Origin of the sequence: Hymenobacter artigasi (assembly GCF_012275535.1) — a bacterium.
Taxonomy (GTDB): Bacteria; Bacteroidota; Bacteroidia; order Cytophagales; family Hymenobacteraceae; genus Hymenobacter; species Hymenobacter artigasi.
In genome coordinates this window covers 41,360-64,911 of record NZ_JAAVTK010000016.1, presented here as the reverse complement: position 1 = coordinate 64,911, position 23,552 = coordinate 41,360, and the positions used below count along the sequence as shown (strand labels likewise).

The 23,552-nt window shown below is 62.0% G+C and carries 22 protein-coding genes and 1 tRNA gene; 8 read left to right on the top strand and 15 right to left on the bottom strand.

Translation table 11 applies throughout. The features are described from left to right. Positions 1-2: 2 nt before the first annotated feature. The 4 genes from HBN54_RS19990 to HBN54_RS19975 form a co-directional block, all read right to left on the bottom strand. On the bottom strand, positions 3-734 hold the full coding sequence (locus tag HBN54_RS19990) for a hypothetical protein (protein WP_168675002.1): 732 nt from the start codon (positions 732-734) through the stop codon (positions 3-5). Between the two features lie 370 nt (positions 735-1,104). Further along, positions 1,105-1,851, bottom strand: a complete 747-nt coding sequence (locus HBN54_RS19985; protein WP_168675001.1) for a hypothetical protein — start codon at positions 1,849-1,851, stop codon at positions 1,105-1,107. A 42-nt stretch (positions 1,852-1,893) separates the two neighbouring features. Beyond that, on the bottom strand, positions 1,894-3,456 hold the full coding sequence (locus tag HBN54_RS19980) for a hydroxymethylglutaryl-CoA reductase (protein ID WP_168675000.1): 1,563 nt from the start codon (positions 3,454-3,456) through the stop codon (positions 1,894-1,896). 142 nt (positions 3,457-3,598) lie between these two features. Next, complete coding sequence (locus tag HBN54_RS19975) at positions 3,599-4,357, bottom strand: energy transducer TonB (RefSeq protein ID WP_168674999.1); 759 nt, start codon at positions 4,355-4,357, stop codon at positions 3,599-3,601. 374 nt (positions 4,358-4,731) lie between these two features. Here HBN54_RS19975 and HBN54_RS19970 point away from each other — a divergent pair, with 374 nt between their 5' ends. Next, positions 4,732-5,547: a phytanoyl-CoA dioxygenase family protein gene (locus HBN54_RS19970; RefSeq protein ID WP_168674998.1), complete on the top strand. Its 816-nt coding sequence runs from the start codon at positions 4,732-4,734 to the stop codon at positions 5,545-5,547. 116 nt (positions 5,548-5,663) lie between these two features. Next, a complete protein-coding gene (locus HBN54_RS19965; RefSeq protein ID WP_168674997.1) occupies positions 5,664-6,446 on the top strand; it encodes an SDR family NAD(P)-dependent oxidoreductase in 783 nt (260 codons plus the stop codon). A 75-nt stretch (positions 6,447-6,521) separates the two neighbouring features. Here the strand turns inward: HBN54_RS19965 and HBN54_RS24060 are convergent, their stop codons facing one another. After that, positions 6,522-7,202 carry a phosphatase PAP2-related protein gene (locus HBN54_RS24060; RefSeq protein WP_168674996.1) on the bottom strand — a complete coding sequence of 227 codons (681 nt, stop codon included), beginning with the start codon at positions 7,200-7,202 and terminating at the stop codon, positions 6,522-6,524. A 154-nt stretch (positions 7,203-7,356) separates the two neighbouring features. Between HBN54_RS24060 and HBN54_RS19955 the strand changes: the two genes are divergently transcribed. Continuing rightward, positions 7,357-8,679 carry an amidohydrolase gene (locus HBN54_RS19955; RefSeq protein ID WP_382214615.1) on the top strand — a complete coding sequence of 441 codons (1,323 nt, stop codon included), beginning with the start codon at positions 7,357-7,359 and terminating at the stop codon, positions 8,677-8,679. Between the two features lie 227 nt (positions 8,680-8,906). After that, positions 8,907-11,360 (top strand): M4 family metallopeptidase, encoded by a 2,454-nt coding sequence (locus tag HBN54_RS19950; protein WP_168674995.1) that lies wholly within the window; start codon positions 8,907-8,909, stop codon positions 11,358-11,360. Between the two features lie 112 nt (positions 11,361-11,472). Here HBN54_RS19950 and HBN54_RS19945 read toward each other — a convergent pair whose 3' ends face one another. Further along, positions 11,473-12,207, bottom strand: a complete 735-nt coding sequence (locus HBN54_RS19945; protein WP_168674994.1) for a hypothetical protein — start codon at positions 12,205-12,207, stop codon at positions 11,473-11,475. 81 nt (positions 12,208-12,288) lie between these two features. Next, positions 12,289-13,056, bottom strand: a complete 768-nt coding sequence (locus HBN54_RS19940; protein ID WP_168674993.1) for a tetratricopeptide repeat protein — start codon at positions 13,054-13,056, stop codon at positions 12,289-12,291. Between the two features lie 200 nt (positions 13,057-13,256). Here HBN54_RS19940 and HBN54_RS19935 point away from each other — a divergent pair, with 200 nt between their 5' ends. Next, positions 13,257-14,141 (top strand): alpha/beta hydrolase, encoded by an 885-nt coding sequence (locus HBN54_RS19935; RefSeq protein ID WP_168674992.1) that lies wholly within the window; start codon positions 13,257-13,259, stop codon positions 14,139-14,141. Between the two features lie 88 nt (positions 14,142-14,229). Here the strand turns inward: HBN54_RS19935 and HBN54_RS19930 are convergent, their stop codons facing one another. The 4 genes from HBN54_RS19930 to HBN54_RS19915 all read right to left on the bottom strand — a co-directional run bounded on the left by HBN54_RS19930 (position 14,230) and on the right by HBN54_RS19915 (position 18,184). Next, positions 14,230-14,721, bottom strand: coding sequence for a methylated-DNA--[protein]-cysteine S-methyltransferase (locus tag HBN54_RS19930; protein WP_168674991.1), 492 nt, complete (start codon positions 14,719-14,721; stop codon positions 14,230-14,232). 97 nt (positions 14,722-14,818) lie between these two features. Further along, entirely contained in the window at positions 14,819-16,012 is a 1,194-nt protein-coding gene (locus HBN54_RS19925; protein ID WP_168674990.1) for an amine oxidase, read from the bottom strand. Between the two features lie 240 nt (positions 16,013-16,252). Continuing rightward, complete coding sequence (locus tag HBN54_RS19920) at positions 16,253-17,191, bottom strand: cation diffusion facilitator family transporter (protein ID WP_168674989.1); 939 nt, start codon at positions 17,189-17,191, stop codon at positions 16,253-16,255. A 45-nt stretch (positions 17,192-17,236) separates the two neighbouring features. Then, positions 17,237-18,184 (bottom strand): cation diffusion facilitator family transporter, encoded by a 948-nt coding sequence (locus HBN54_RS19915; RefSeq protein ID WP_168674988.1) that lies wholly within the window; start codon positions 18,182-18,184, stop codon positions 17,237-17,239. Positions 18,185-18,359: 175 nt separating this feature from the next. Between HBN54_RS19915 and HBN54_RS19910 the strand changes: the two genes are divergently transcribed. Both HBN54_RS19910 and HBN54_RS19905 read left to right on the top strand, forming a co-directional pair. After that, on the top strand, positions 18,360-19,760 hold the full coding sequence (locus HBN54_RS19910) for an APC family permease (RefSeq protein WP_168674987.1): 1,401 nt from the start codon (positions 18,360-18,362) through the stop codon (positions 19,758-19,760). 180 nt (positions 19,761-19,940) lie between these two features. Then, complete coding sequence (locus HBN54_RS19905; protein ID WP_168674986.1) at positions 19,941-20,492, top strand: hypothetical protein; 552 nt, start codon at positions 19,941-19,943, stop codon at positions 20,490-20,492. Between the two features lie 26 nt (positions 20,493-20,518). Here the strand turns inward: HBN54_RS19905 and HBN54_RS19900 are convergent, their stop codons facing one another. Both HBN54_RS19900 and HBN54_RS19895 read right to left on the bottom strand, forming a co-directional pair. Then, positions 20,519-21,241, bottom strand: coding sequence for a DUF92 domain-containing protein (locus HBN54_RS19900; protein WP_168674985.1), 723 nt, complete (start codon positions 21,239-21,241; stop codon positions 20,519-20,521). Next, positions 21,241-21,744: a GNAT family N-acetyltransferase gene (locus HBN54_RS19895; protein WP_168674984.1), complete on the bottom strand. Its 504-nt coding sequence runs from the start codon at positions 21,742-21,744 to the stop codon at positions 21,241-21,243. The genes HBN54_RS19900 and HBN54_RS19895 overlap by 1 nt, the downstream gene beginning before the upstream one ends. Before the next feature lie 38 nt (positions 21,745-21,782). Here HBN54_RS19895 and HBN54_RS19890 point away from each other — a divergent pair. Next, a tRNA-Arg gene (locus tag HBN54_RS19890) sits at positions 21,783-21,854 on the top strand. A 26-nt stretch (positions 21,855-21,880) separates the two neighbouring features. On the opposite strand, the gene hemB is transcribed toward HBN54_RS19890, so the two are convergent. Both hemB and HBN54_RS19880 read right to left on the bottom strand, forming a co-directional pair. After that, positions 21,881-22,867, bottom strand: coding sequence for a porphobilinogen synthase (gene hemB, locus HBN54_RS19885; protein ID WP_168674983.1), 987 nt, complete (start codon positions 22,865-22,867; stop codon positions 21,881-21,883). A 95-nt stretch (positions 22,868-22,962) separates the two neighbouring features. After that, complete coding sequence (locus HBN54_RS19880; RefSeq protein WP_168674982.1) at positions 22,963-23,502, bottom strand: hypothetical protein; 540 nt, start codon at positions 23,500-23,502, stop codon at positions 22,963-22,965. Positions 23,503-23,552: the final 50 nt, after the last annotated feature.

Here is a 23,552-nt window from a genome sequence, read left to right as displayed (position 1 = left end):
ACCTACTTCACCACCGCTACGCGGTTGTAGTGGTCTATCATTTTGGCTACGTCGGCGGGCTGGTCGTATTGCAGGTGCTGGGTGTTGGCGAAGGTGCTGATTTCAGTATCGCGCTTGCCAAACAGGCGCAGCACGTCGCTTTGGTTGAGGGTGATGGGGTGCAACGGCTCCGTGGGCTCATTGCCCACGCCCACCAGCAGCATGGGGGCCATGGAGAGGCGGCCGGCCGTGGCATCGGCTCCCGAGGAGTAGAGGCGGGCCAGCAGCAGTGGGCCGGCATCTACGGCCGTGAGTACTTCCACGAATTCGCGGCGGGTGCCGGCGCTACCTTCCTTCACCAGGCGGGGGCGGAAGCGGCGCAGGGCATCGGCTCCGGTGCCGCCCATTTCGCCAATATCGAAGCCGCGCAGGCTACCCACCGGCCATAAGTGCGTCGAATCGGTGTTGATGGAATCCTGGGCTTCGAGCAGGCGTAGGCCGGCATGGAAGCGCACGCCCGGCACGGGCCGGTAGCGCCCGTCGAAGGTGCGCAGGGCGCCCAGCTGAAAAGTGCCATCGCCGAGGAAGCCGGTGGCCTGGTTTTTCAGGCCGGCCCGCAGGGTCGTGGCAGTGGGGTTGCGGTTGCTTTGAGCGTAGATAGTGCGGGCTTCAGCCTGTTCCTTTGCGGCCTGCGCGTTTGCTTGTTGCCCGCTGGCGAGTAGGAAAATAGCAAATAAGTAAGGATGAAGTTTCACTAAAGACAATAAAAGAAGGTGAACGTTACAGAGGAGGTCAAAAATACGATAATTAGGCGGTTACCTACTGTGTAAGCCCCGATTTCAAGCACCGTGCCACTCTGGGCTCAATTGATAATCCGGTAAAGTAGGAATCCGGGTGCAGTCGTCGAAACTCAGTTGTCATATTCCTCCTTCTTCGGAATGACAAGCCCGGCCGGCTATGCAAAGCGCCTTAGAGCAGTTTTCGGATTTGTGTACAGCTTGTGAGGCCAGCAGGCAGTAGCGCGAACTTTGTAGTTCGCGTCCCCGCGCCACTAGAACGGCTCTGATGGCGCGGGGACGCGAACTACAAAGTTCGCGCTACGTGTACACGAACCTGAAAACCGCTCTAGGGCTGCCTGAAGGATATCTGATTATAATATTCCACCATGCGCAGGACCTGGCCCAGGTCGGTGTAGCTCAGGTGCTGCGTGGCGGCCCAGGCCGCTACTTCGGGGGCGCGGCTGCCAAAGAACTGGCTCACGTTCTTTTGGCTGAGGGGCAGTGCCCGCAGGGGTTCTTTGGTCACAAGGTCGGTGCCGGCCAATACCGTTTGGCCGATTTCGTTGCGCTCCGGCTGAATTTCGGTGCGCAGTATGGGGTCGAGGCGGGCATCCTGGTGCCGGTAGCTGTGTAGCACGGCCAGGGCCAGGGGGCTGTTGTCGGACTGGGTCAGCACTTCCACAAAATCAAGTTTGGTGCTGCCGTTGCGCACCAGCTTACTGCGGAAGTGCCGCGCCTCGCTGCCCCGGCCCAGGTAGAAGCCGTCGAGGCTGCCGGGCGGCCACACGTGGCTGCCGGTCGAGTCGCGCACTTCGAGCAGGCGCAGGGCCACGTTGTATTTCAGGGCCGGCACCCGCACCCGGCGCTTGTCGAGCAAGACCAACGTGCCGGGCTGCTCCGCGCCCTCCAGGTAGGCTTCGGGGGCACTCACCAGGTCCTTGCGCATTCGGGCCAGGGCATCGGGCGAATTGGCGCGCTGGTACAGGTCCATCCCGAGCTCCCCAAGCTCGCGCGAGGACTGCATCTGCGCTTGCGCACGGCCTGCCCCCAGCCACAGGCCAACGACCAGGAAGGCCAGTTTTTGCAGTTTCATTGAGTAGAAGTTGGAAAGGGTAACTATTTGTATCAGAAGCTTCTACCGGTTGCGGCCGTACTGCTCGTGGCTGCTCACCCAGTCGGAGCTGCTGATGGCCGCGCCCAGGCTCAGCTCGCCGGCCAGCACCACGCCGGCCACTATCTCGGCAAACTTGCGCACCGTGCCCCGGCCCACGCAGCCCAGCATTTGCAGGCATTCGTTTTGGGTGGCCAGGCCGGTGCCGCCGCCGTGGGTGGCCACAATCAGCGACGGAATGGTGATGCTGATGTACAAATCCCCGTCCTTATTCACTTCCGAATACAGGATGCCGGCCGACGACTCGCTCACGTTGGCCACGTCCTGCCCCGTGGCAATGAACATGGCCGTGATGCCGTTGGCCGAGTGCGCGCCGTTGTTGTTGGCCCCCGATATGAACGCGCCCACATTGCTCACCTGCCCGTGGTAGGCCAGCTGCTCGGGCGTCACGCGCATGCGCTGCATCAGGATGTCGCGCTTCACCACGGCCTCGGCCACCACGCGCTTGCCCCGGGTGCGCATCACGTTGATTTGGGAGGCTTTTTTATCGGTGGCGAAGTTCGATTCGAGGTAGAAATGCTCCACTTTTGCGCCCTTGTAGTTCTCCAGAATCCAGGAGCAGGCAGCGAAAGTGGCGCGGCCCACCATGTTCTGGCCGGCCGCGTCGCCGGTGCTGAAATTGAAACGCAGGTAAGCGAATTTGTTGCTCAGGTACGTGTCGATGTACTGCAGCTTGGCCACGCTGGAGGTGCTTTCGGCCTGCGGCCGAATCAGGCCAATGTTCTCTTCCACCCACAGGCCAAAGTCCCGCGCCCCGCGCGCATCATCGAACACGAACACCGGAGCCCGCTGCATGGCATCGCCCACCACGGTGCACTTCACGCCGCCGCACAGGTTGAGCACCTGCATGCCACGGTTGTAGCTGGCCACGAGCGTACCCTCGGTGGTAGCCATCGGAATCAGAAAATCGCCCTGGGCGTGCTCGCCGTTCACGGTCAGCGGCCCGGCCAGGCCCACCGGAATTTGGGCCACGCCCAGGAAATGCTCGCAGTTGCCCTGCAGCTGGTGGGCGTCGAAAGAGTAGTGCTTGAGGTGCTTGAACTCTTTATCGGCAAACTGCTCGGCGAAGCGCTGCCGGGCCGCGATGGCAGCTTCGGAATAGTCGTCTTCCTCGGAGCGCGGAATGCGGGGCCGCGAGCTGGCCACGCCCACGATGGCATCTTCCACTTCCACATGAAGGTCGCCGAAAACGTCGGTCGAAAACCACATCTGCACCGGATGAATGCCCTCGGGCAGGGCCGGCATGTCGACCATTACCGTGATGGCGCGGCCCACGGGCAGCTCCACGGCCTGCCCGTCGGCATCGATGGCCGTGGCGGCGCGCTGCTCGCCGTTGCCCAAATCAACCCGGATTTTCTCGGCCGGCACCACCACATCGCCAATCTGCACTTGCTTGAAAGCCGTCACCTTCACGGTGTCGAGCCGGTTTTTGAGGCTGAAGGCCACACCCGCGCTCTCGGGCAGGTTGTGCAGGCTGCCACGGGTGTAGAGCAGCTTGAGAAGCATGGGGCTGGGCGTGAAAACCATAGGGCGGCGGGAATGAAGGAAGTGGGAATTAGAAGTGGTGCGGAGAGCAGGAGTGAAGGTGCGGAATTTTGGTCGGAATGTCCAAAAAATAATTCCCGCAATAGGTAATGTATCAAGCGCAGAATGGATGAGATACCTACGCTTACTTTGACTCAAATGTAATGGGTAGTGTTAGGCCCATGCTCACTGGTTTGCCGTTCTGTTTGGCTGGTTCAAACCCAGTTAGTGACCGCACTACGCGTAACGCTTCGTCGTCAAACAGCGGATGCAGGCCTTTTACCACCTTAGCATTATGCACCAATCCATCTTCGCCCACCGTGAAACTAATAAATAGCCGTCCTCTTACGTGGACTGTATCGGCATGAGAAGGCCACTTTATATGCTGCTGAATGTACTTAACCAGTGAGCTGGTACCGCCGCCACGAAAACGCGGCACTTGCTCGACTACCATCCCCAAAAAAGGTGGCAGATTTGTCTCATCTAGTATTAATGAGTTGCGCATTAATGAGTCGCGCTTCGCCTCGGCAAGCCGCTCCCGTTCCGGCTTAGCCACTTGCTGTGTATAGTCAATTGTAGTTCGCCGCACCTGCGCCAGCGCCTCCCGCGCCGTCAATCCCTGGCCTACCACCAGCACCAGCGCCATCAGAAACCACTTCAAGCGCCGCGTGAGTGGCGGCGGCATCTGCTGCACCTGCGCAGCCCGAAAGCTGCCGCAGACCCGGCCGTCGGGCGCGGCGGCGCGGGCGGCGGCCAGTTCTGCCACGGGGTTTGCCGACTGGCTGAAATCCTGCACCACTCGCTGGCAGCTGTCGCAAAAATGGCCTTGCGCGTGGGCACGGAAAGCCTCCGGCCCCACGGCACACGGCAGTAAAACGGCGTTGAAAGTGGGCAGCAAAAGCATCGGCCGGGCAGATTGGAGGGGGAAAAGATAGGAATCTTCGCGATTAGTCCTTCCTTCCCAACGCCGTTGTGGCCGTTTCCTTGCGTGCGGCGGCCCCGGCTCCGTGCTCCCGGGCCGGGGCCGGCATCAGAAGAAGGATTGAGCGTTAAAGCATTGCAGGCCGATAGCCGTTAGCGCGCTGGGGCACCGGGGCGATAATTCACCAGCTATTCACGCGCCGAACGCGTATTTGCCGCGTCGAAACTACTGCGCGGCGGCGCGGTTATAGCCGCCGTGCTGCTTCCGGCCCGTGTCCAAAAATCGGCACAGGCCACGCCGGACGTATTACCTTTGTGTGTCGCCCGGGAATACCCGGCGGCCGCCAAATTTCTGTTATGGCCTTATCCTCTGACTATCCACGCTTCACGCTCGGCAGCACCCTCACCGCCGAGCAACGGGCATTTTTTACTAAATACGGTTTCCTGCACTTCCGGCCCTTCGCCTCGCCCGAATACGTTCAGCAAATCCTTCAGGCCACGCAGGACGTGCAGGCCAGATGGCTGGCCGAAGGCGTAGAAAAGGTGAACGGCGTGCCCATTAAGTACGGCCACGACGTAGACGGCTCGCGCATTGTGCAGCGCTTCGCCTTTGCCTCGCAGCACCACCCCGTGCTGCACGAGCTGCTTCAGGACGAGCGTTTCGAGGCCCTTTTTCCCCTCCTCGAAGCCGAAGGCGGCCGCGTGGGTGAAAACGAAAAAGACGGCCTCGTGGTGAACCACTACGTGAACGTGCCCGGCTCCGAATTCAGCCAGATGGGCTGGCACACCGACTCGCTGCGCGACGTATTCTACGGCAAGCGCATCGGCCCCATGCTCAACGTAGGCCTGCACCTCGACGGCACCAAGGCCACCAACGGCGGCCTGCGCGTGATACCCGGCACCCACCGCCAGGGCCTGCACAAGATGCTGTTTCGCAAGAAGTACTACAAGGACGTGTACTACGACCCCAACGAAATGGCTATCGAAACCGAGCCCGGCGACCTTACCGTACACGACGGCCGCATGTGGCACCGTGTAGCCCAGTCGCCGCTCATTGGCCCCGAAAGCCGCCGCCGCGTGATGTACGTGCCCATCATCTCGGGCAAGTACCAGCCCAAGAGCGAGGACAGCCCCACGCCATTTTACCTGCGCTTTTTGCACCTGGTGAAGTAGATTCATTTAACAATTATCATTTAACATTTATCAGCCAATGCTGCGCTCAGTTGTGCATTTGCCTGAATGTGTGATGCTGTTGAATGAGTTGTTAACTGTTAAATGATAATTGTTAAATGAGTTACGCTCTCGTTACCGGCGCTTCGCGCGGCATTGGCCGGGCCATTGCCCTTCTCCTGGCCCAGCGCGGCTACGACCTGCTGCTGGTGGCGCGGTCCGAAGACCAACTCACTAATCTGGCCCTCGAAATTGGCACCCGGCACAAGCGCCAGGCCCAAGTGCTGGCCACCGACCTGGCCGCCCCCGCCGCTGCCGAAACCGTGGCCGCCTGGGCCATGCAGCAAACCGAACAGCTGGCCGTGCTGGTGAATAATGCAGGCTATGGCCTCTGGGGCCGCTTCGAGCAGCTCAGCCTGGCCGAGCAGCAGAACATGCTGCAGCTGAATATGCACCTGCCCGTGGCCCTCACCCACGCCTTGCTACCGGCGCTGCACAAAACCCCCAAAGCCTACATCCTGAACGTGGCCAGCACCGCCGCCTACCAGGCCGTGCCCTCGCTGACGCTTTACGCGGCCAGCAAAGCCTTTTTGCTGAGCTTCAGCCGCGGCTTGCGCTATGAGTTGAAAACCAGTAATATATCGGTTAGTTGCCTGAGTCCCGGCGCTACTACCACCAGTTTTGCCGACCGCGCCGGCATGGGTGCCGAGCTGCAAGCCACCGCGAATAAGGTGTCAATGACGCCCGAAGCCGTGGCCGCCGCCGCCGTGAACGGCCTGCTGGCCGGCGAGGCCGAAATTATTCCCGGCGTGCTCAATAAAGTGTCGGCTGGCCTCACCAGCGTGGTGCCCAAGGGCATCGTGGAGAAGATTGCCGCCGGCATTTACGAGAAGTATTTATAGGATAAGCTGTTATCAGCCCGTCATGCAGAGCGCAGCGAAGCATGACGGGCTGATTCATTTAGCGGCTCGCCCGCGCTACTTCCGGCACACGCGCCCAGCCAGCCAGTAGGCGGCCCAGGCGAAAAACGGCGCGGCCAGCACATCATAGGAGTAGTGCACGCGCTGCACCAGCACCAGTACGCCCACGGCCACGCTCATCAGGCCCAGCACCCAGCGCCAGCTGCGGCCCCGGCCTACCAGCGTCAGGAGCACCATGGTGGCGGTGTGGCCCGAGAAAAACAAGTCGCGCACGATGGGCTGTGTGGTTACTTCAAAAATGCGGTCCATCACCGGGTCGTGCAGGATAACCAGCGTGGTGGGCGGCTCCAGCGGCAGCAGCCACAGCGTAAGCATGCGCAGCAATTGCAGGAAATAATAGGCCCACAGCGCCTGCAACAGCCGCTGCGGCCGGGGCAGCAGGTAGGCCAGCGTGGCCGCGATGGCCCCGTAGATGAGCGCAAACGTGAGGGCCGAAACATCGTGCACCGGCAGCAGCTCCAGCAGCGGGTCGGCGAGCCGCTGGCCGGGCCGCGCCTGAATGAAATGGTAGAAGCCCGGCACCACCGGCAGCAGGCCCAGCAGCAGCAGCACCACCGCACCCAGCCGCAGGCGGAAACCCTTCGACGCCCAGGCCGCCGGCCAGGAGCGTGGGCGGCCCGGCTGATGCGGGGCATTCACGGGGTGGGGCAGGGGGGCAGGCGTCAGAATCGTAGCCACAAAAAATAACGGGTTCAGCTAATGGAAAGGCAGTAAACCAACGCGCAAAAATACGTCCCAGGCTGAACAGTAGCGCGCTGGTTGGCAACGGTGGCGTAACATTGCCTACCGGCCGAAACGTGCCGCTCGGCTTTCATTCCTCATTCTTGATTTTATGATGCGCTTTTTACTTTCTGCTTTGCCGGCCGGCCTTGTGCTGGCGCTGGCCGCCGCTCCCACCGCCCACGCTCAGAATACGGCCCTCGATGCCCGTATTGCCCAGCTGGCCACCCAGGAAGAAAGCAAAGTCATTGCCTGGCGGCGTGATATTCACGAGCATCCCGAGCTGGGCAACCAGGAAACCCGCACCGCCGGCATCATCGCCGCGCACCTCAAAAAGCTGGGCCTGGAAGTGCAGACCGGCGTGGGCCGCACCGGCGTGGTGGGTATTTTGCGGGGCGGCAAGCCCGGCCCGGTGGTGGCCCTGCGCGCCGACATGGACGGCCTGCCCCTCACCGAAAACAACGATTTGCCCTTTGCCTCCAAGGTGAAAGCCACCTACCTGGGCCAGCCCGTGGGCGTGATGCACGCCTGCGGCCACGATACCCACGTCGCCATGCTCATGGGCGCGGCCGAGGTGCTGAGCCAGGTAAAAGCCGACCTGCCCGGCACCGTGAAGTTCATTTTCCAGCCCGCCGAGGAAGGCTCGCTGCCGGGCGTGGAGGGCGGGGCCAAGCTCATGGTGAAGGAAGGCGTACTCGACAAGCCCAAGGTCGATGCCGTGTTCGGCGTGCACATCAATGCCAAGACTGAGGTGGGCAACCTCAATTACCGGCCCGGCGGCGAAATGGCTTCGTCCGACCGCTTCACCATCAAGGTGCACGGCAAAGGGGCCCACGGGGCCGCTCCCTGGTACAGCGTGGACCCGGTGGTGACCGCCGCCCAGATTATTATGGGCCTGCAAACCATCGTGAGCCGCGAAGTAAAGCTGATTGACGACGCGGCCGTGGTCACGGTGGGCACCATCAACGGCGGGGTGCGCTACAACGTCATTCCGCCCGATGTGGAGATGTCGGGTACCGTGCGGGCGCTGAACCCGGAGGTGCAAAAGCAAATCTGGGCCAGCATCCGCCGCATTGCCACCAACATTGCTGAGAGCGCCGGGGCCACGGCCGAAGTCACCATTGAGCCCTACGTGCCCATCACCATCAACAACCCCGCCCTCACCGCCCAGATGCTGCCCACGCTGCAAGCCGTGGCCGGGGCCTCCAACGTCCACGAAATCAAGGCCGTGACCGGTGCCGAGGACTTTTCGTTCTACCAGGAAAAGGTGCCCGGCGTGTTTCTCTTCGTGGGCGGCATGACCAAAGGGCAGGACCCCGCCACCGCCGCCGACCACCACACGGCCGGTTTTCGCATCGACGAAAGCGGCCTCACGCTGGGCGTAAAAACCTTGGCTACGCTGGCCGCCGACTATCTCAGCGCCAAAAAACCGTAGCAATAATCAAACCAGATAGTTATTCTGGTTAAAGGAATGTTACAATTTGGTTAAGTGCAATTGAAGCTTCATTGTTTGTTCATGGAACGTGCAAGATTCGGGCATTATTGATAAACTCATGACGATTGACGGTTATCGCTGATAAAGTTGCCTATGTTGCGACAGATTTGATGCAAAACGTTAAGAAATGCTCAAACCGGTTTCTCATAATCAACTTTGTTAATTCCATGAAAAAACAATACTCTGCCGCTGCCTTGCTTATGTTTGGCGCGTTAGCTACTTCTGCACAGGCTCAGGATGCCTCACGTATTCAGACCAAAGTGCTGGGCGAAGACAACCAGCCCGTGCTGGTACAATTTAATGCCGAAGGCAAAATGGCCTACCGCGGGGCCAGCAGTGACCAGGTGCTGCGCCAGCAGCTGGGCCTCACAACTGCCGACCAAATGGTGCAGCGCAGTGTTGAAACCGACCAGCTGGGCTTCACCCACCAGAAATTTGCCCAGTACTACCAGGGCATCCGCGTGGAGCATGCCGACTATACGGTGCACGCCAAGGGCGGTGTGGTAGAATCCATCAGCGGCGATTTTGAGAAGATTTCGGGCCTGAACATCACGCCTTCGCTGAGCGAAAAGGCCGCCTTGGCTGCCGCCACGGCCCACGTGGGTGCCAGCAAATACATGTGGCAAACCAATGAGGCCGACGCCGCCACCTTCCGCCCTGCCGGCGAGCTGGTAATTGTGCGCGACAACCGCAAAAGCGCCGAAAACGGCCCGCTGGTGCTGGCTTGGAAATTCAACGTGTACGCCGCTGAGCCAATCAGCCGCGCGTTTGTGTACGTTGATGCCAGCAACGGCGCGGTGGTGATGACGGATGCCATTATTAAGCATGCAGCGGCCACCGGCACGTTTGCCACCGCCTACAGCGGCAGCCGCACCATTGCCGATGGCACCACCACGGGCGGCTACTTCCTGCGCGAAGGCACCACCCGCGGCCTGGGCATCGAAACCTATAACTGCAAAAAGGGCAACAGCTACACGGCCGCCACCGACTTCGTGGATGCCGACAACAACTGGACCTCGGCCGAATACAACAACGCCAACTTCGACAACGTGGCCGGCGATGCCCACGTGGGAGCCCAAGCCACCTACGACTACTGGAAGAACGTGCACGGCCGCAACAGCTACAACAACGCCGGGGCTAAAATCAAAAGCTACGTGCATTTCGACGATGTGCCCGGCGGCGCAGGCTACGAGAATGCCTACTGGAACGGCTCGGTGATGACCTACGGCGACGGCGCAACGCGCTTCCGCCCCCTGACGGCGCTGGACGTGTGCGGCCACGAAATTGGCCACGCTGTGTGCGAAACCACTGCCAACCTGACCTACGCCAACGAATCGGGGGCCATGAACGAAGGCCTTTCCGACATCTGGGGCGCTTCGATTGAGGCATATGCCGTGGCTAACCTGGGCTTTACCTCGGGCGGTGTGAAGGCGAAATCGACCTGGCTCATTGGCGAGGAAATCGACAAGCAGCAGGCCGCCTTGCGCTCGATGAGCGACCCTAAGTCGCTGGGCCAGCCCGCGTACTACAAGGGCCAGTACTGGGTAGCTACTACCTCGTCGCCTTCCAATGCCAATGACCAGGGCGGTGTGCACACCAACTCGGGCGTGCTCAACCATTGGTACTACATCTTGGCCGTGGGCAAATCGGGCACTAACGAAGGCGGCGGCACTTACGCCGTAACCGGAGTGGGCATCGACGCCGCCGCCAAAATCACCTACCGCATGGAAAGCGTGTACATGACGGCCAGCTCGACCTACGCACAGGCCCGGACGTTTGCCATTCAGGCGGCTACCGACCTCTACGGTGCCGGCTCGGCCCAGGTAACGGCCGTGACCAACGCATGGTTTGCCGTGGGTGTGGGCGCTGCCGCCGGTGGCACTACGCCTCCGCCGACCACCACGTACTGCACCGTGAAGGGCACCAGCCAGTCCTACGAGTGGATTGACCTTGTGAATCTGGGCAGCATCAACCGCACGTCGGCATCGGATGCCGGCTACTACAACGGCACCGCGCTGAGCACGAGCATCGCCGCTGGTTCGTCGCAGACCATCCGCTTCTCGGCTGGTTTCGCCAGCACGGCTTACACCGAGTACTTCAAAATCTACATCGACTACAACCAGAACGGTGTATTCACCGATGCCGGTGAAACGATAGTGAGCGGCAGCAGCGCCAGCACGGGCACGCTGAGCGGCACGTTCACGGTGCCTGCCACGGCCAAGAACGGCGCGACCCGCCTGCGCATTGTGATGAGCGACGCTAGTGCCACCACCAGCTGCGGCACCTTCAGCTACGGCGAAGCCGAGGACTACACGGTGAACATCACCGGCGGCGCGGCGCTTGCTCCTGCCACCCTCACCGGCGAAGCTACGCCCATTGGCAACGAGCTGGCCCGCACCCTGGAAGTGTACCCCAACCCCGCTACTACGGCCATCCAGCTGCTGCTACCCGGCAACGCCGAGGCAACTAGCGTGGTGGTAACGGACATCCGTGGTGCCCGTGTGAACGGCACCAGCTTCAGCAACGGCACGCTGCAAATCGGCGGCCTGGCCAAGGGCATGTACACCCTGAGCGTGAGCGACGGGCAGAAAGTGTTCCACCAGCGCTTTGTGAAAGAGTAGGTTTCTCTCTGAGCAAAAGCTAATAGAAAAGACCCGCCAGCATTGCTGGCGGGTCTTTTTCGTTGGGCTTGTTTTGTCGGGGAGCGAAGGGGCGGCCCCACCCGCCGGGCGCTTATTTCAGCGAGTAATCCAGCTTGAGCATCACTGTGCCGAAACCGTCTTTACTGGCCGAGGCCCCGCCGAGGCGCAGGTTGATGTCGTCGAGCTGGTCGGTGGTGGTGAAGTAGTAGTTGCCTTCGAGGTTGGCACGCAGCTTATCGGTAAGGCGCACGCCGAAGCCCGCGCCCACTGGGAACGCGCCGGCCAGGGCCGGGTAGTCGTTGCGCTCGGGCGGCAGGAAGGACGTGCTGCCATTGGCGCGCTCCGTGCCGTAGTAAGCCTGCGGATTGTAGAGCAGCAGCCCCGCGCCGCCCTGCACAAACACCTGGAAAACGGGTGCTTCAGCCATGGAGGAGGCAAAAACGGACTCGTCGGGCAATAAATCGAACCGGAAGAAAACCGTGCCCAAACCGTTGGTGCTGGTGAAGGCATAGCCCCGCTCCTTGGCTTTGTCGCGCGCGCCCATCTGCACATAGGAGAACTCACTGCCCAGGTGCAGGTGCGGCGTGAGGCGATAGAGTACGCCCAGGCTCAGGGCCGGGCCCAGGAAATTATCGCCGAGGCTGTTGCCCAGGTCACCATTATAGAGGGCCGTGCCGCCGCCTAGCGTGACGTGCAGCGGCCCCCGGAAGTAGGCCCGCTCCTGGCGGTTGTAGTGCCGCACGGGGTGGTGGTACTGCGCCAGGGCCGGGTGGCTGCTAAGTGCGCCAGCCGCCAGTCCTCCAAAAATCAACGAGCGAAACCGCATACTATCCAACTAAAGTGAAGCAAAAAACGCCTATACGGAACCCAACGCCTAAACCGCTGAAATCCGTCTGCCGGCCGGGGTTTATTTGAAGGTGCCCTGCGGGTCGGGCAGCTTGGCCAGCAGGTCGGTGACGAGGTCGAAATCGAGGCTGCCGACGCTGGCGTTCTGGCCTTTGTGCACGGCATCCCAGGCCTCGGCATACTTTTCCTGGTAGTAGAGGCCGCGGGCCAGCTGCTGCCAGCCATTGGCGTTGGTGGGGTCGGCGGCGGTGGCGCGCTGCAGCAGGGTGAGGCCCATGGTCAGGTCCTTTTTCTTCTTGGTCTGGCCGTAGCGGATGAGGTAGCTCGCGCCCAAATCGCTCATGAGCAGGGTGCTGGTGGGGGCAATGCCGAAGCCCTTGCTCAGCAGGGCAATGGCGGCGTCGGGGGTGGGCTGCTCGCTGGCGATGATGCCCAGGCCGCGGTAGGCTTCGGCATTCTGGGGGTTGAGGAGCCAGGCCAGGTTGAAGCGGTAGGCGGCGGTGTCGGGCTGGTTTTCGCGCAGGTACTCGTAGCCCTTGTTGGTGAAGAACGTGCTGGCTTCGGCCGTGGAGGCGAAGCTGGCGGCGATGGCCTTGAGCTGCGCCTCGCCGATAACCTGGGTGGCCTGCGTGGGGCTGAGGCCACCGAACAGGGGCTGCAGGCGCATGGGCTTGCTGGGGGCCGGGGTGGCCAGGCTGCCATCGGCGTTCACGGTGGGGGCGGCTGCGCCCTTGCGCTGGGCCTGGGCGGGCGCGGCTCCCAGCAGGCCTGCCAGCAGCAGGGCGGCCAGGGCCGCCGAAATATTCTTAGGCAAAGCAGAAATCAACACGGGTGCGAATAAATAAATGAGGGAAGCCCGGCCCGGCAAAAAGCCAGCCAGCAGCCGTTCTGACAAAGATAAAGCCAATGCTGCCAAGCACCCGGCCCCGGTGCCGCGCCACCGCTGGGCAAACTGCCGGCCCGGCCCGGGCGTAGGTGTAGCTCCTGCGCCGGCATTCGGCCGCAGGCCCTTCTGCTTAATCCCCGCGCATGCGTCGTTTCTTTTTGCTGACTCCCGTGGCCGTACTGCTGGCTGTTGTGGTCATCATGCTGGCCACCGAATACGTGGTGGCCCGCCCCAGCCACCGCACCAAAGACGTGGCCTACGTGCCCGCCTCGGCCCCCGATTTCGACAAGGAGCGTCATATTCTGGATGTTTATTCGCCCAAAAAAGCCGCGCCGAACGGGGCCGGGTATCCCGTCGTCCTCTTCATCCACGGCGGTAGCTGGACGAGCGGCAACAAGAACATCTACACCTTCATCGGCCGGCGGCTGGCCAAGCAGGGCGTGGTGGCCGTGGTGATTAACTACCGCCTCGCCCCGCCCGTGCACGTGCCCGAGCAGGCGGCCGACTGCGCCCGCGCCCTGGCCTGGACGGTAAACAACATCAAGCAATACGGCGGCGACCCGCAGCGCGTGTTCGTGATGGGCCACTCGGCGGGCGGCGGTCTGGCCGCCCTGCTGGCTACCGATGACGAATTATTAGCGAAAAATGGTCTGCCTCAGAATCCGGTAAAAGGCGCCATCATGGACGACCCGGCGGGGCTGGATATGTACAGCTACCTCAAGGAAATGAAGTATGAGGGCGACGCCCAATACCTCGTGCCCTTCGGCAAAGACCCGGCCGTGTGGAAGGAAATGTCGCCCATCTACAAGATTAAGCCCAACCTGCCGCCGTTCATTTTTTACATCGGTGGCGAAACGTACCCGAGCATCAGCGGCAGCTCGGGGCGCTTCCGTGATAGGCTGAAGGCGACCGGACAGCCCGCGCCGTACACCATTATTCCGGGCAGACACCACATTCCCATGGTGTTGCAACTGTATTGGCAGCACAACATTATCTATAAGGGCCTGCTGAAGCTGGTGGGAGCGTAGTGTGGATTGGTGGGTTAGTGAGGTGGTGGGTTGACGGAAGGCTGATTTTATAAGGTCTGTGAAATCCACTAACCCACCAATCCACCTCCTACCCAAACAGCCCGCCCTGTCTGACCGGCTGCTCAAATTCCAGCAGCCACTTCTTGCGGTGCATGCCGCCGGCGTAGCCCGTGAGGCTGCCATCGGCCCCAATGATGCGGTGGCAGGGCCACACGATGGCCAGCGGGTTCTGGCCGTTGGCTGCGCCTACGGCCCGGACGGATTTGGGATTGTTCAATACCTTGGCCACGTCGAGGTAGGAGGCCGTGCGGCCGTAGCCGATGCCCAGCAGCGCCCGCCATACCTGCCGCTGGAAATCGGTGCCGAAATCGGAATCATAAGTAAGGTCAAACTCCCGTAGCTCGCGGCCAAAATATGCTTGCAGCTGCTGGTGCGCCGGGCGCAGGCAGTCCGGAACTGCGGCTGGAAGTGTCGGGGTAGCATCCGTGTCTTCAAGAAACGTGACGGCGCTCAGGCCCGCGTCGGAGCCGGTGAGGGCGAGGGGGCCGAGGGGCGTGGGCAGATAAACTGTGGCGTCCATGCGCCAAAAATACAGTAGCGTGAACTTTGTAGTTCGCGTCCCCGCGCCGTTTCAACAATTTGTGAACGGCGCGGGGACGCGAACTACAGAGTTCGCGCTACACCAGCAGCGCCCGGGGCCGGCGCACGGGCGCTGCTTCGGCTACTGTGGCTTGCGCGGCCAGCAGAGCATCGGCGCTGGGCTGGTGCAGCACGCGGGCGGGGCCGGGCTGGCTGAGGTCGGCATCCCAGAGGCCGGACTGGTGCCACTGGTCGAGGTGGTCCCAGTTGGGACGGTCGATGATGGGGTAGAGGCAGATGCCTTGCAGCGGCAGGCCCTCGCGAAGCACGGCGCCGCATTCTTCGGCAATCATGCGCAGCCACTGGGGGCGGTCGACGCCGGGGTGGCTGGTTTCGGTGAGGGCGAAGGGGCGGCGGTAGCGCTTGTGGGCCGAGCGCAGCAGGTTGCGCAGGGGCACCCAGCGCGGGTCGGGCACGTCATCGTTCCAGCCCAGCTTATTGGGCGTACCGTTCTGCCACTGGTTGTCGTAGTAATAGTTGAAGCCCACGATGTCGAGCAGGTCTTCGCGCCCGCCCAGCTCGGGGCATTTGCGGCCTGCCAGCATATCAGTGGCCTGAAACTGGTTGTCGTGGGCCTCACGGGCCCAGCGGCGCTCGCGGGGCGTGGCGTGCAGCGGCGGCACGATGTGTACCAGCGGCTCGGTGCTTAGCATGCGGATGCTGGGGTCGGCCTCGCGCAGGGCGTGGGCTCCTTCGATGTAGGCGCGCATGAGGCCGTATTTCACGTCCCAGCCCTGGTTGTGGCAGTAGGGCGTGGTGCCGCGGGCATCGCCCCCGAGCCAGCTGATGAAGCTGACTTCGTTGATGGGCGTAACGATGAGCACATCGTCGGGCCGCTGGCTGCGGTAGAAATCCACGAAAGCGCGGCACAGTGCGGCAAAGCGCCGGGCAAACAGCGGGTGCAGCGGCGTGAGGTCGTCGGGGTAGCCGAAGTGGCACAAATCCCACACCTGCTGAATGCCGTGGCGCTGCCCGGCTTCGAGCATGACTTTTACCGTGCTGAAATCATATTGATAAGGCGTTTTTTCAATCTGGGCCCAGCGAATGCCCTCGCGCACAGTGCGGACGTTGAACGGGCCGAGGTCGGTATAATCTTCGTCAATCAGCTGCAAATGGCCGGTGAGGGGCAGGAAATCGACGCGGTAGCCGAAGGCGTTGAGCTGGTCGGTGCACTCATAGCCGCCCCACCAAAAGGAGCGAAACGGCGAGGCAACGGGGGTAGGAACTTTCATAGCAAAGGGGCTGCGTGGAACAGGCGGCCGCCCGCGTCAGCCCGGTAGCTGTGGCGGGCGCACCGGGGGTTTACCGCAAAAGTGGGGCCGGGGTTAACGTTGGGCTTATTTTGACCGTCATGCCGAGCGCAGCCGAGGCATCTCGCTTGCCACCATTAATCCTTTTTTAACGATTGGATTACTACCACACGCGAGATGCTTCGGTCTCTGCTTGATGCGCAGAATGCTCAGCATGACAGGCTATTTCCCCTCTACCGGAGCCGCATTTGCCAGGTTCTTGGCCTCGATGAAAATGCGCTTTACCTCCGGGTGCTCCACCCGAATGGCGTCCTGCAAACGCTCGACGGCGGTGGCTACTTCGCTCGACGTTAGGTTGTCGGCAAAGTCGACGTCGAGGGCCAGCATCACGTCGTTTGGGCCGAGGTACATGGTGAGGGGCGAGCGGATGTCGCGCACCTGCGGCTGGTCGCGGGCAATGCGCTCCAGATTGGCCAGCGTGGTGGCATCTACGCCGGTGCCTACCAGCAGGCCCTTGGTGCGGCCCACCAGAAAAATGGCCACCAGCATCAGCAGCAAGCCAATGGCGATGGATGCCCCGCCATCGAAGTAGGGATTGTTCAGCAAATGCCCCAGGAACACGCCCAGGCCCGCCAAAGCCAGGCCCACGAGGGCCGCCAGGTTTTCCATCACCGAGGCAAATACCGCCGGGTCTTTGCTCGTGCGCAGCATTTTCACGAAGCCCACGTTGGTATCGGCCTGGGCCAGCAGGGCTTTCACCGAGAGGTAAAAGGCAACACCTTCGAACAGAAAAGAAATGCCCAGTACCACGTAGTTCCAGCTCGCGTCTTCAATGGGCTCGGGATGCTGAATGTGCTTGATACCCTCGTAAAACGACATGCCGCCGCCGATGGCAAAGATGAGCACGGCCACAATCAAGCCCCAGAAATACAGCTCCTTGCTGTGGCCGAAGGGGTGCTCGGCATCGGGCGGTCGCTGGCTCTGGTGAGTGCCGTAGAGCAGCAGGCCGCTGTTGCCGGTATCCACGAGCGAGTGAATGCCCTCCGAGAGCATGGCTGAGGAGCCGGTGAAATACGCCGCCACAAACTTGCTGATGGCAATAGCTACGTTGGCGGCAATGCCGCCGTAAAGGGAAGTCTTGGATGCGTTCGCGTCGGCCATAGGTGCGCAAGTACGGAGGAAATGGGGTTGCCGTTGGCAGAAGGTCTAGCTGGGAGTTAGCGGAGAGGCTTTTTGGCGCTGCTGGCCATTGAGGGACGAGGCTTCGATGAAGACGCGCCGGAACTCGGGGTACTTGCCTTTGATGGCGGTTTGCAGGCGCTCCACGGCCTGCTCAATCTCCACGGCTGTGAGGTGGTCGTGAAACGCAATGTCGAGGGCCAGGATGGCATCGGCGGGGCCGAGGTACATGGTGAGGGGTGCGCGCAGCTTCGTTACGGCCGCATCCTGGCTGGCTAGGGCTTCGAGCCCGCGTAGCACTTCGGGACTGGCCCCTTCGCCCACCAGCAGCCCCCGGGCTTCGCGCAGCATGAATACCGACATGCCCACCAGCAGCGCGCCAATGGCCATGGAGGCGGCCCCATCGAAGTAAGGATTATTGAAATAATGCCCGAGAAATACGCTGGCCAGCGCAATCACCAAGCCGACCAGGGCGGCCATGTCTTCGAGTAGAATGGCAAATACGGCCGGGTCGCGGCTGTCGCGCAGGGCTTGCCAGAAACCCGCCGCGCCCTGGGTTTTGCGAAATTCGCGGTAGGCTAGCGCGCAGGCCGTGCCCTCAAACAGCATGGCCAGGCCGAGCACCCAGTAGTTCCAGGTGGGGTCGGTGAGGGGCGCGGGATGCTGCAGGTACTGATAGCCCTTATAGAGCGACATGCCGCCACCCACGGCAAAAATCATCACCGCCACAATCACCGTCCAGAAATATAGGTCTTTGCTGTGGCCAAAGGGGTGCCGGGCATCGGCCGGCCGCTCACTGCGGTTCAGCCCGAAAAGAATCAGTCCGCCGTTGCCGCTATCCACGAGCGAGTGGATGCCCTCCGACATCATGGCCGCGCTCCCAGTGAAATAGGCCGCCACAAATTTGGAGATGGCAATGGCCACGTTAGCCCCAATGGCCCCGTAGACGACGATTTTAGAAGAACTACCAGCCATTAGGTTTTGATGAACATTGCGTGAAGTGACGCATTGGGGTACGAAGGCAAGGCGATGGGGGTTGGTAAAACGTAGCGCGGACTCTGCGAGTCCGCGCATCTGCGGTCATACGAACGTTCAGCCGCGCGAACTCGCAGAGTCCACGGTACCGCACACAGGCGGTACTTTCGTTCCTATGTCCGCACCTACTTTGCAGCGCCGCCTCGGCCTGGTTCAAGCTACCGCCCTCAACATGATTGACATGGTGGGCATTGGCCCCTTTGTCACCCTGCCCCTCGTGATGGGCTTCATGGGCCCCAATTTCCTGCTGGCCTGGCTGGTGGGCGCGGCCCTGGCTTCCGTCGATGGCCTTATTTGGAGCGAGCTGGGCGCGGCCTACCCCGAAGCCGGCGGCAGTTACCGCTTTCTTAAGCTGGCCTACGGCGAGCAGAAGTGGGGCCGCTACATGTCGTTTCTCTACGTGTGGCAAACGCTTATCCAGTCGCCGCTGGTGCTGGCCTCCGGGGCCATCGGCTTCGCCCAGTACTTCGGCTACCTCGTGCCCATGACCGAATGGTGGCAGCCCAAGGCCGTGGCCGGTTCAGTGGTGTTACTGCTCATTGTGCTGCTCTACCGCCGCATCGAGGACATTGGCAAGCTGGGCGTGGCCCTGTGGGTGGGCGTACTGAGTTTGATGGGCTGGCTGATTTTCGGCGGCGTCACGCACCCCAACCACCACGTCGATATCTTCCCGGTGGGCGGTTTTTCGGCCCTGCCGGGGCTGCTCATTTCGGCTGCAATGGGCCAGGCGGCCGTCAAAACCATCTATTCCTATCTGGGCTACTACAACGTGTGCCACCTCGGGGCCGAAATTGTGAACCCGCAGCGCGTCATCCCGCGCAGCATTTTCCTGAGCATCCTGGGCATCGCGGCGCTGTATCTGCTGCTGAACTGGAGCGTGGGCACCGTCATTCCGTGGCAGGAAGTGCAAAGCTGGCAGGCCGGCGCCGGCGACAAGTCACAGTTCATCATCAGCGTATTTATGGAGCGGCTGTACGGCCCCACCGCGGCCAACGTGGCCACGGCCATGGTGCTACTGGTGGCGTTCGCGTCGCTGTTTGCGGTGCTGCTGGGCTACTCGCGCATCCCCTACGCGGCGGCGGCCGATGGCGAGTTTCTGCCTGTGTTCGGCAAGCTGCACCCCACCAAGCAGTTCCCCTACGTGTCGCTGCTGCTGCTGGGCGGCGTAGGCTTCGTGTTCAGCCTGCTCTTCCGGCTGGGCGAGGTGATTTCGGCCATTCTGGCCATGCGCATTCTGGTGCAGTTTGTGGGCCAGGCCGTGGGCCTGATATTGCTGCGGAAGCGGCGTGGCACCAGTGCGCTGCCGTTCAAAATGCCGCTCTACCCGCTGCCCGTTATCCTGGCTATCATCGTGTGGCTGTTCGTGTTCGTGGGCATCGCGCCGGCCGATGTGACGTGGGGCGGCGTGCATTTTAAACTGTATTTCCAAGTGGCCGCGCTGGGCATGATGGCGCTGGGCACGGGGGCGTTTCTGCTGTGGAGCCGGAGTTTGAGGCGCTGGCCGTTTGCGCAGTAGCTTGCAGCCACTACGGTATTTTAGCAGCGCCGTGCTAGTCTTTCTACACGTTTCATTATGCGATACATTCCGGGCCTCGTGCTATTGGCCGGGCTACTGTCTGCCTGCGCTACCACGTCAGGTATAACGCGGCCGGGGTTCAGGGCGGCCGATGTGCAGGCAATCCCATTTGCTTCACCCGTGGCGCAGATTGCTACCATTGAAACCGGCAATCAGCCCCGCCTAAGCGCGGAGGCATCGGCTGAGTCGGTGCGGTTGCTGCGGGAGCTGCTGGTTAGTCATCAAGCCGAACTGCATTTGCGCGGCGAAATGACAATTTCCGATTCGCTGCAAGCTGCGGCGCGGCAGGAGATTTACCGGGCCGTGGAAGGCATTGACAAGCGTATGCGCCTGGACACTGGCGCAAACTTGCCGACGCTCGACTACCTGCTTTCCACGCAGAACCAGCGGTATGTTCTGGTCACTGCCACGCAGGGCTTCACTCGCACACCGAACAACTACAGCGGACAAGTAGCCAAATCCATTGGCGTAGGAGTGTTGACAATGGGAATGATGGTGCCTATTGCTATCAAGGCCAAGTCGATTATCTGCTTATTCATCTACGACCGACAGCAAAAAGCTATTGTGTACTACAATCATACACCACCGCCCGCCGAGCGCGAGCCATTAAATCAGGCTGTATTGGAGAGGCAGCTTCGCACGATGCTAGCCAAAGACTTTCCGTTACGCTGACCTTAACCGAGGCTCACCACCAATTGCTAACCCAGCCACCACCCCAGCCCACCCGCTACCAGCGCCCCGGTCAGGGTATTGAGGAAGTTGACCGCATTATTTCCCAGCCAGCCCCGCCGCTCCACCGTAGCGCCCAGCACCGAATCGGCCAGATTGCCGGCCGTGCCCGCCACCAGCAGCCACCCAAACGCCGCCCACTCAGCCCCAAAGCCCAGGCAGTAGGCCGCCGCCAGCACGGCCGTGCCCGCAAGCCCCAGCGCCGTGCCTTCCAGACTCACCACGCCGTTGAGGCCGCGTATGTCGGGCCGCAACGTGAGGATGTTGTAGTAGCGGCGGCCATACACGTTGCCCAGCTCCGAGGAAAGCGTGTCGGCCGTGGCGGCGGCGAGGCTGCCGGCCAGCATGAGCTGGGCCAGCGGAGCGGCGGGCAGATATTGCCAGGCCAGTAGCCCCAGCAGGCCTGCCACGCCAGCATTGGCCACTACCTGCCCGGCCGTGCGGCGGCCCTTGTTTTCTTCAGCCAGCCCGAGGCGGCGCTTGTCGGCCACGCGCCAGCTGGAAGCCGCCGTGCCGAGGCCGAAGAACAGCGCCAACAGCGCCAGCCCCGCAAAGCCGCTGCCGAGGTAAATCAACAGGCCCAATGCCCCGCCGGTCCCGGCTGCGGCCGCAGTCAGTTTGCCCGCCCGCTCGCTGTAAATCATGCCCAGCCCGAGCAACACTACTACCAAGCCGAGCCGGAACACTTCCATTACCCCAGTCGCTTCTCGTAGCAGAAGAACCGCAGCCCCGGCCGAAACCCCAGCGTAATCTCGCCCGCAAACCGGTAGCCCAGCTTCGGAAACAGCCGCTGCGTGGCGGCATTCTCGGAATTGGTATCGACGCGCAAAGCGTTTAAGCCCTGCGCTACGGCCTGCTTTTCGGCCTGCTCCATGAGGGCCAGCGCCACGCCTTTGCCCTGCGCGGCGGGGTCCACGGCCAGGCGGTGCGTGACGAGGGCCGCCTCGGTTGCGTCCCAGTCGGCCTGGGCGTATTCAGCGTCCTGGTCCTGGGTGAGGGCGGCCACGCCGGCAATGGCCCCGTCTAGCTCGGCTACCCAGAGGTGTTTTTGGGCGATATCAGCCGTGAATACGGCCTCGTTCGGGTAGTCGGCCGACCATTGGAGATTGCCGCTGGCCTGCATCAGCGGCACTACGCGCCGCACCAGGGCCAGCAGGGCGGGCAGGTCGGCCACCGTCGCGCGGCGAATGTGCACGGAAGTGGCGGCCGTTGATATATTTGCTGCCATTACCTGGTTTTGTCGTTCAATGGATAGGACTGCTGGCTTCGAACCAGCCAATGCGGGTTCGAGCCCTGCCGGAACCACTTTTTTTACTCAGGCCGCAAGCCAACTAGCCCCGGCGCAGCACAGCGGCCGCCTCCTTGGCGAAGTAGGTCAGAATGGCATCGGCCCCGGCGCGCTTGATGCTGGTGAGCACCTCCATCATTGTCTTTTCGCCGTCGAGCCAGCCGTTTTGGGCGGCGGCTTTCACCATGGCGTACTCGCCCGATACGTTGTAGGCCGTTACGGGCAGGTGGGTGCGCTCCTTCACGGCATGAATCACGTCCAGGTAGCTCAGGGCGGGCTTTATCATCACCATGTCGGCGCCTTCGGCCTCGTCTAGGGCCAGCTCGCGCAGGGCCTCACGCTTGTTGGCGGGGTTCATCTGGTAACTCTTTTTATCGCCTTTTTTGGGGGCCGAATCCAAAGCATCGCGGAACGGGCCGTAGAAGGCCGACGCGTACTTGGCCGTGTAGCTCATGATGCTCACGTGCTGGAAGGCATTCTCGTCCAGCACCCGCCGAATCCAGGCCACGCGGCCGTCCATCATGTCGCTGGGCCCGATGATGTCGGCCCCGGCGCGGGCCTGGGCCAGGGCCATCTGGCCGAGCACTTCCAGGGTCGCATCGTTGAGGATTTCGCCCGACTCGGCATCCACCACGCCGTCGTGGCCGTCGCTGCTGTAGGGGTCCATGGCCACGTCGGTCATCAGCACCACTTCCGGAAACTGGCGCTTGATGTTGGCCACTACTTTCAGGTACAAGCCTTCGGGGTTGGCCGATTCCTTGGCCAGCCGGTCCTTCAGCGCATCATTGATGCTGGGAAAAGGGGCGAAGGTTTTGATGCCCAGCTCCACGCACTGGCCCACTTCTTCGATAATGCGGTCGGCCGAAAACCGGTAAATGCCGGGCATGGATTTCACTTCCAGCTTCTGGCTCTGGCCTTCGATGATGAAGAGCGGAAAGATAAAATCGTGGGTGGTGAGGCGGGTTTCCTGCACCATGTCGCGGATAACTTCGGACTTGCGGTTGCGGCGGGGGCGGTGGGTTGGGAGCATATATCGATGACGCCGGGGCTGCGCCCGGAACGTGAAAAAAGAAAATCAAACGTTCTGTAAAAGCAAAACGAAGCCACAAAGTTCGGCCCGAAACCTTACCGCCGCCCAAACGGGTCGATGTACGCCACCAGCACCGCCAGCGCCGCCGCCCCCGCCACAATGCCCCACACCAGCCCGCCGCCGCTGATGGCCAGCCCAATCAGGGCAATGGGCAGCACCACCAGCCCCAGCACGCCCAGCACCGTGGTGCCCAGCCCGGCCTCGGCCGTAGCGTGGGCGCGGCCCAGCAGCGGACGGCGGTGCGGCACTACCGAAGCCCGCGCCACCGTCAGGTTTTCGGGCGTAACTACAGCCTGTTTTGGGGCTTGCTGAATTTCTGTTTGCGGCTGCTGACGCACCCGCTGCACCACCGCTGGCCGGGAGGCCACTACGGCAGAAATCGGCTCTCTTGCTGCTATGACCTTGGTTTCTGTTGCTGCGGGCTGCTCCAAATCCACTGCCCGCGCCCGCCCCGGTGCGGGCTGAAATGAGAAGCTGGGCCGGCTGCTCTGGCAGCCACTGGCCAGGCCGCCGGCTACCACCAGCAAAGCCAGCAAACGGGAGTGAAACAAGCGGGGGCGCGTAGCAAAAAGCATAGTGAGAAGCCGGAGGTAAGGTCTGAGCAGGGCTGTACGAATATTGGCCG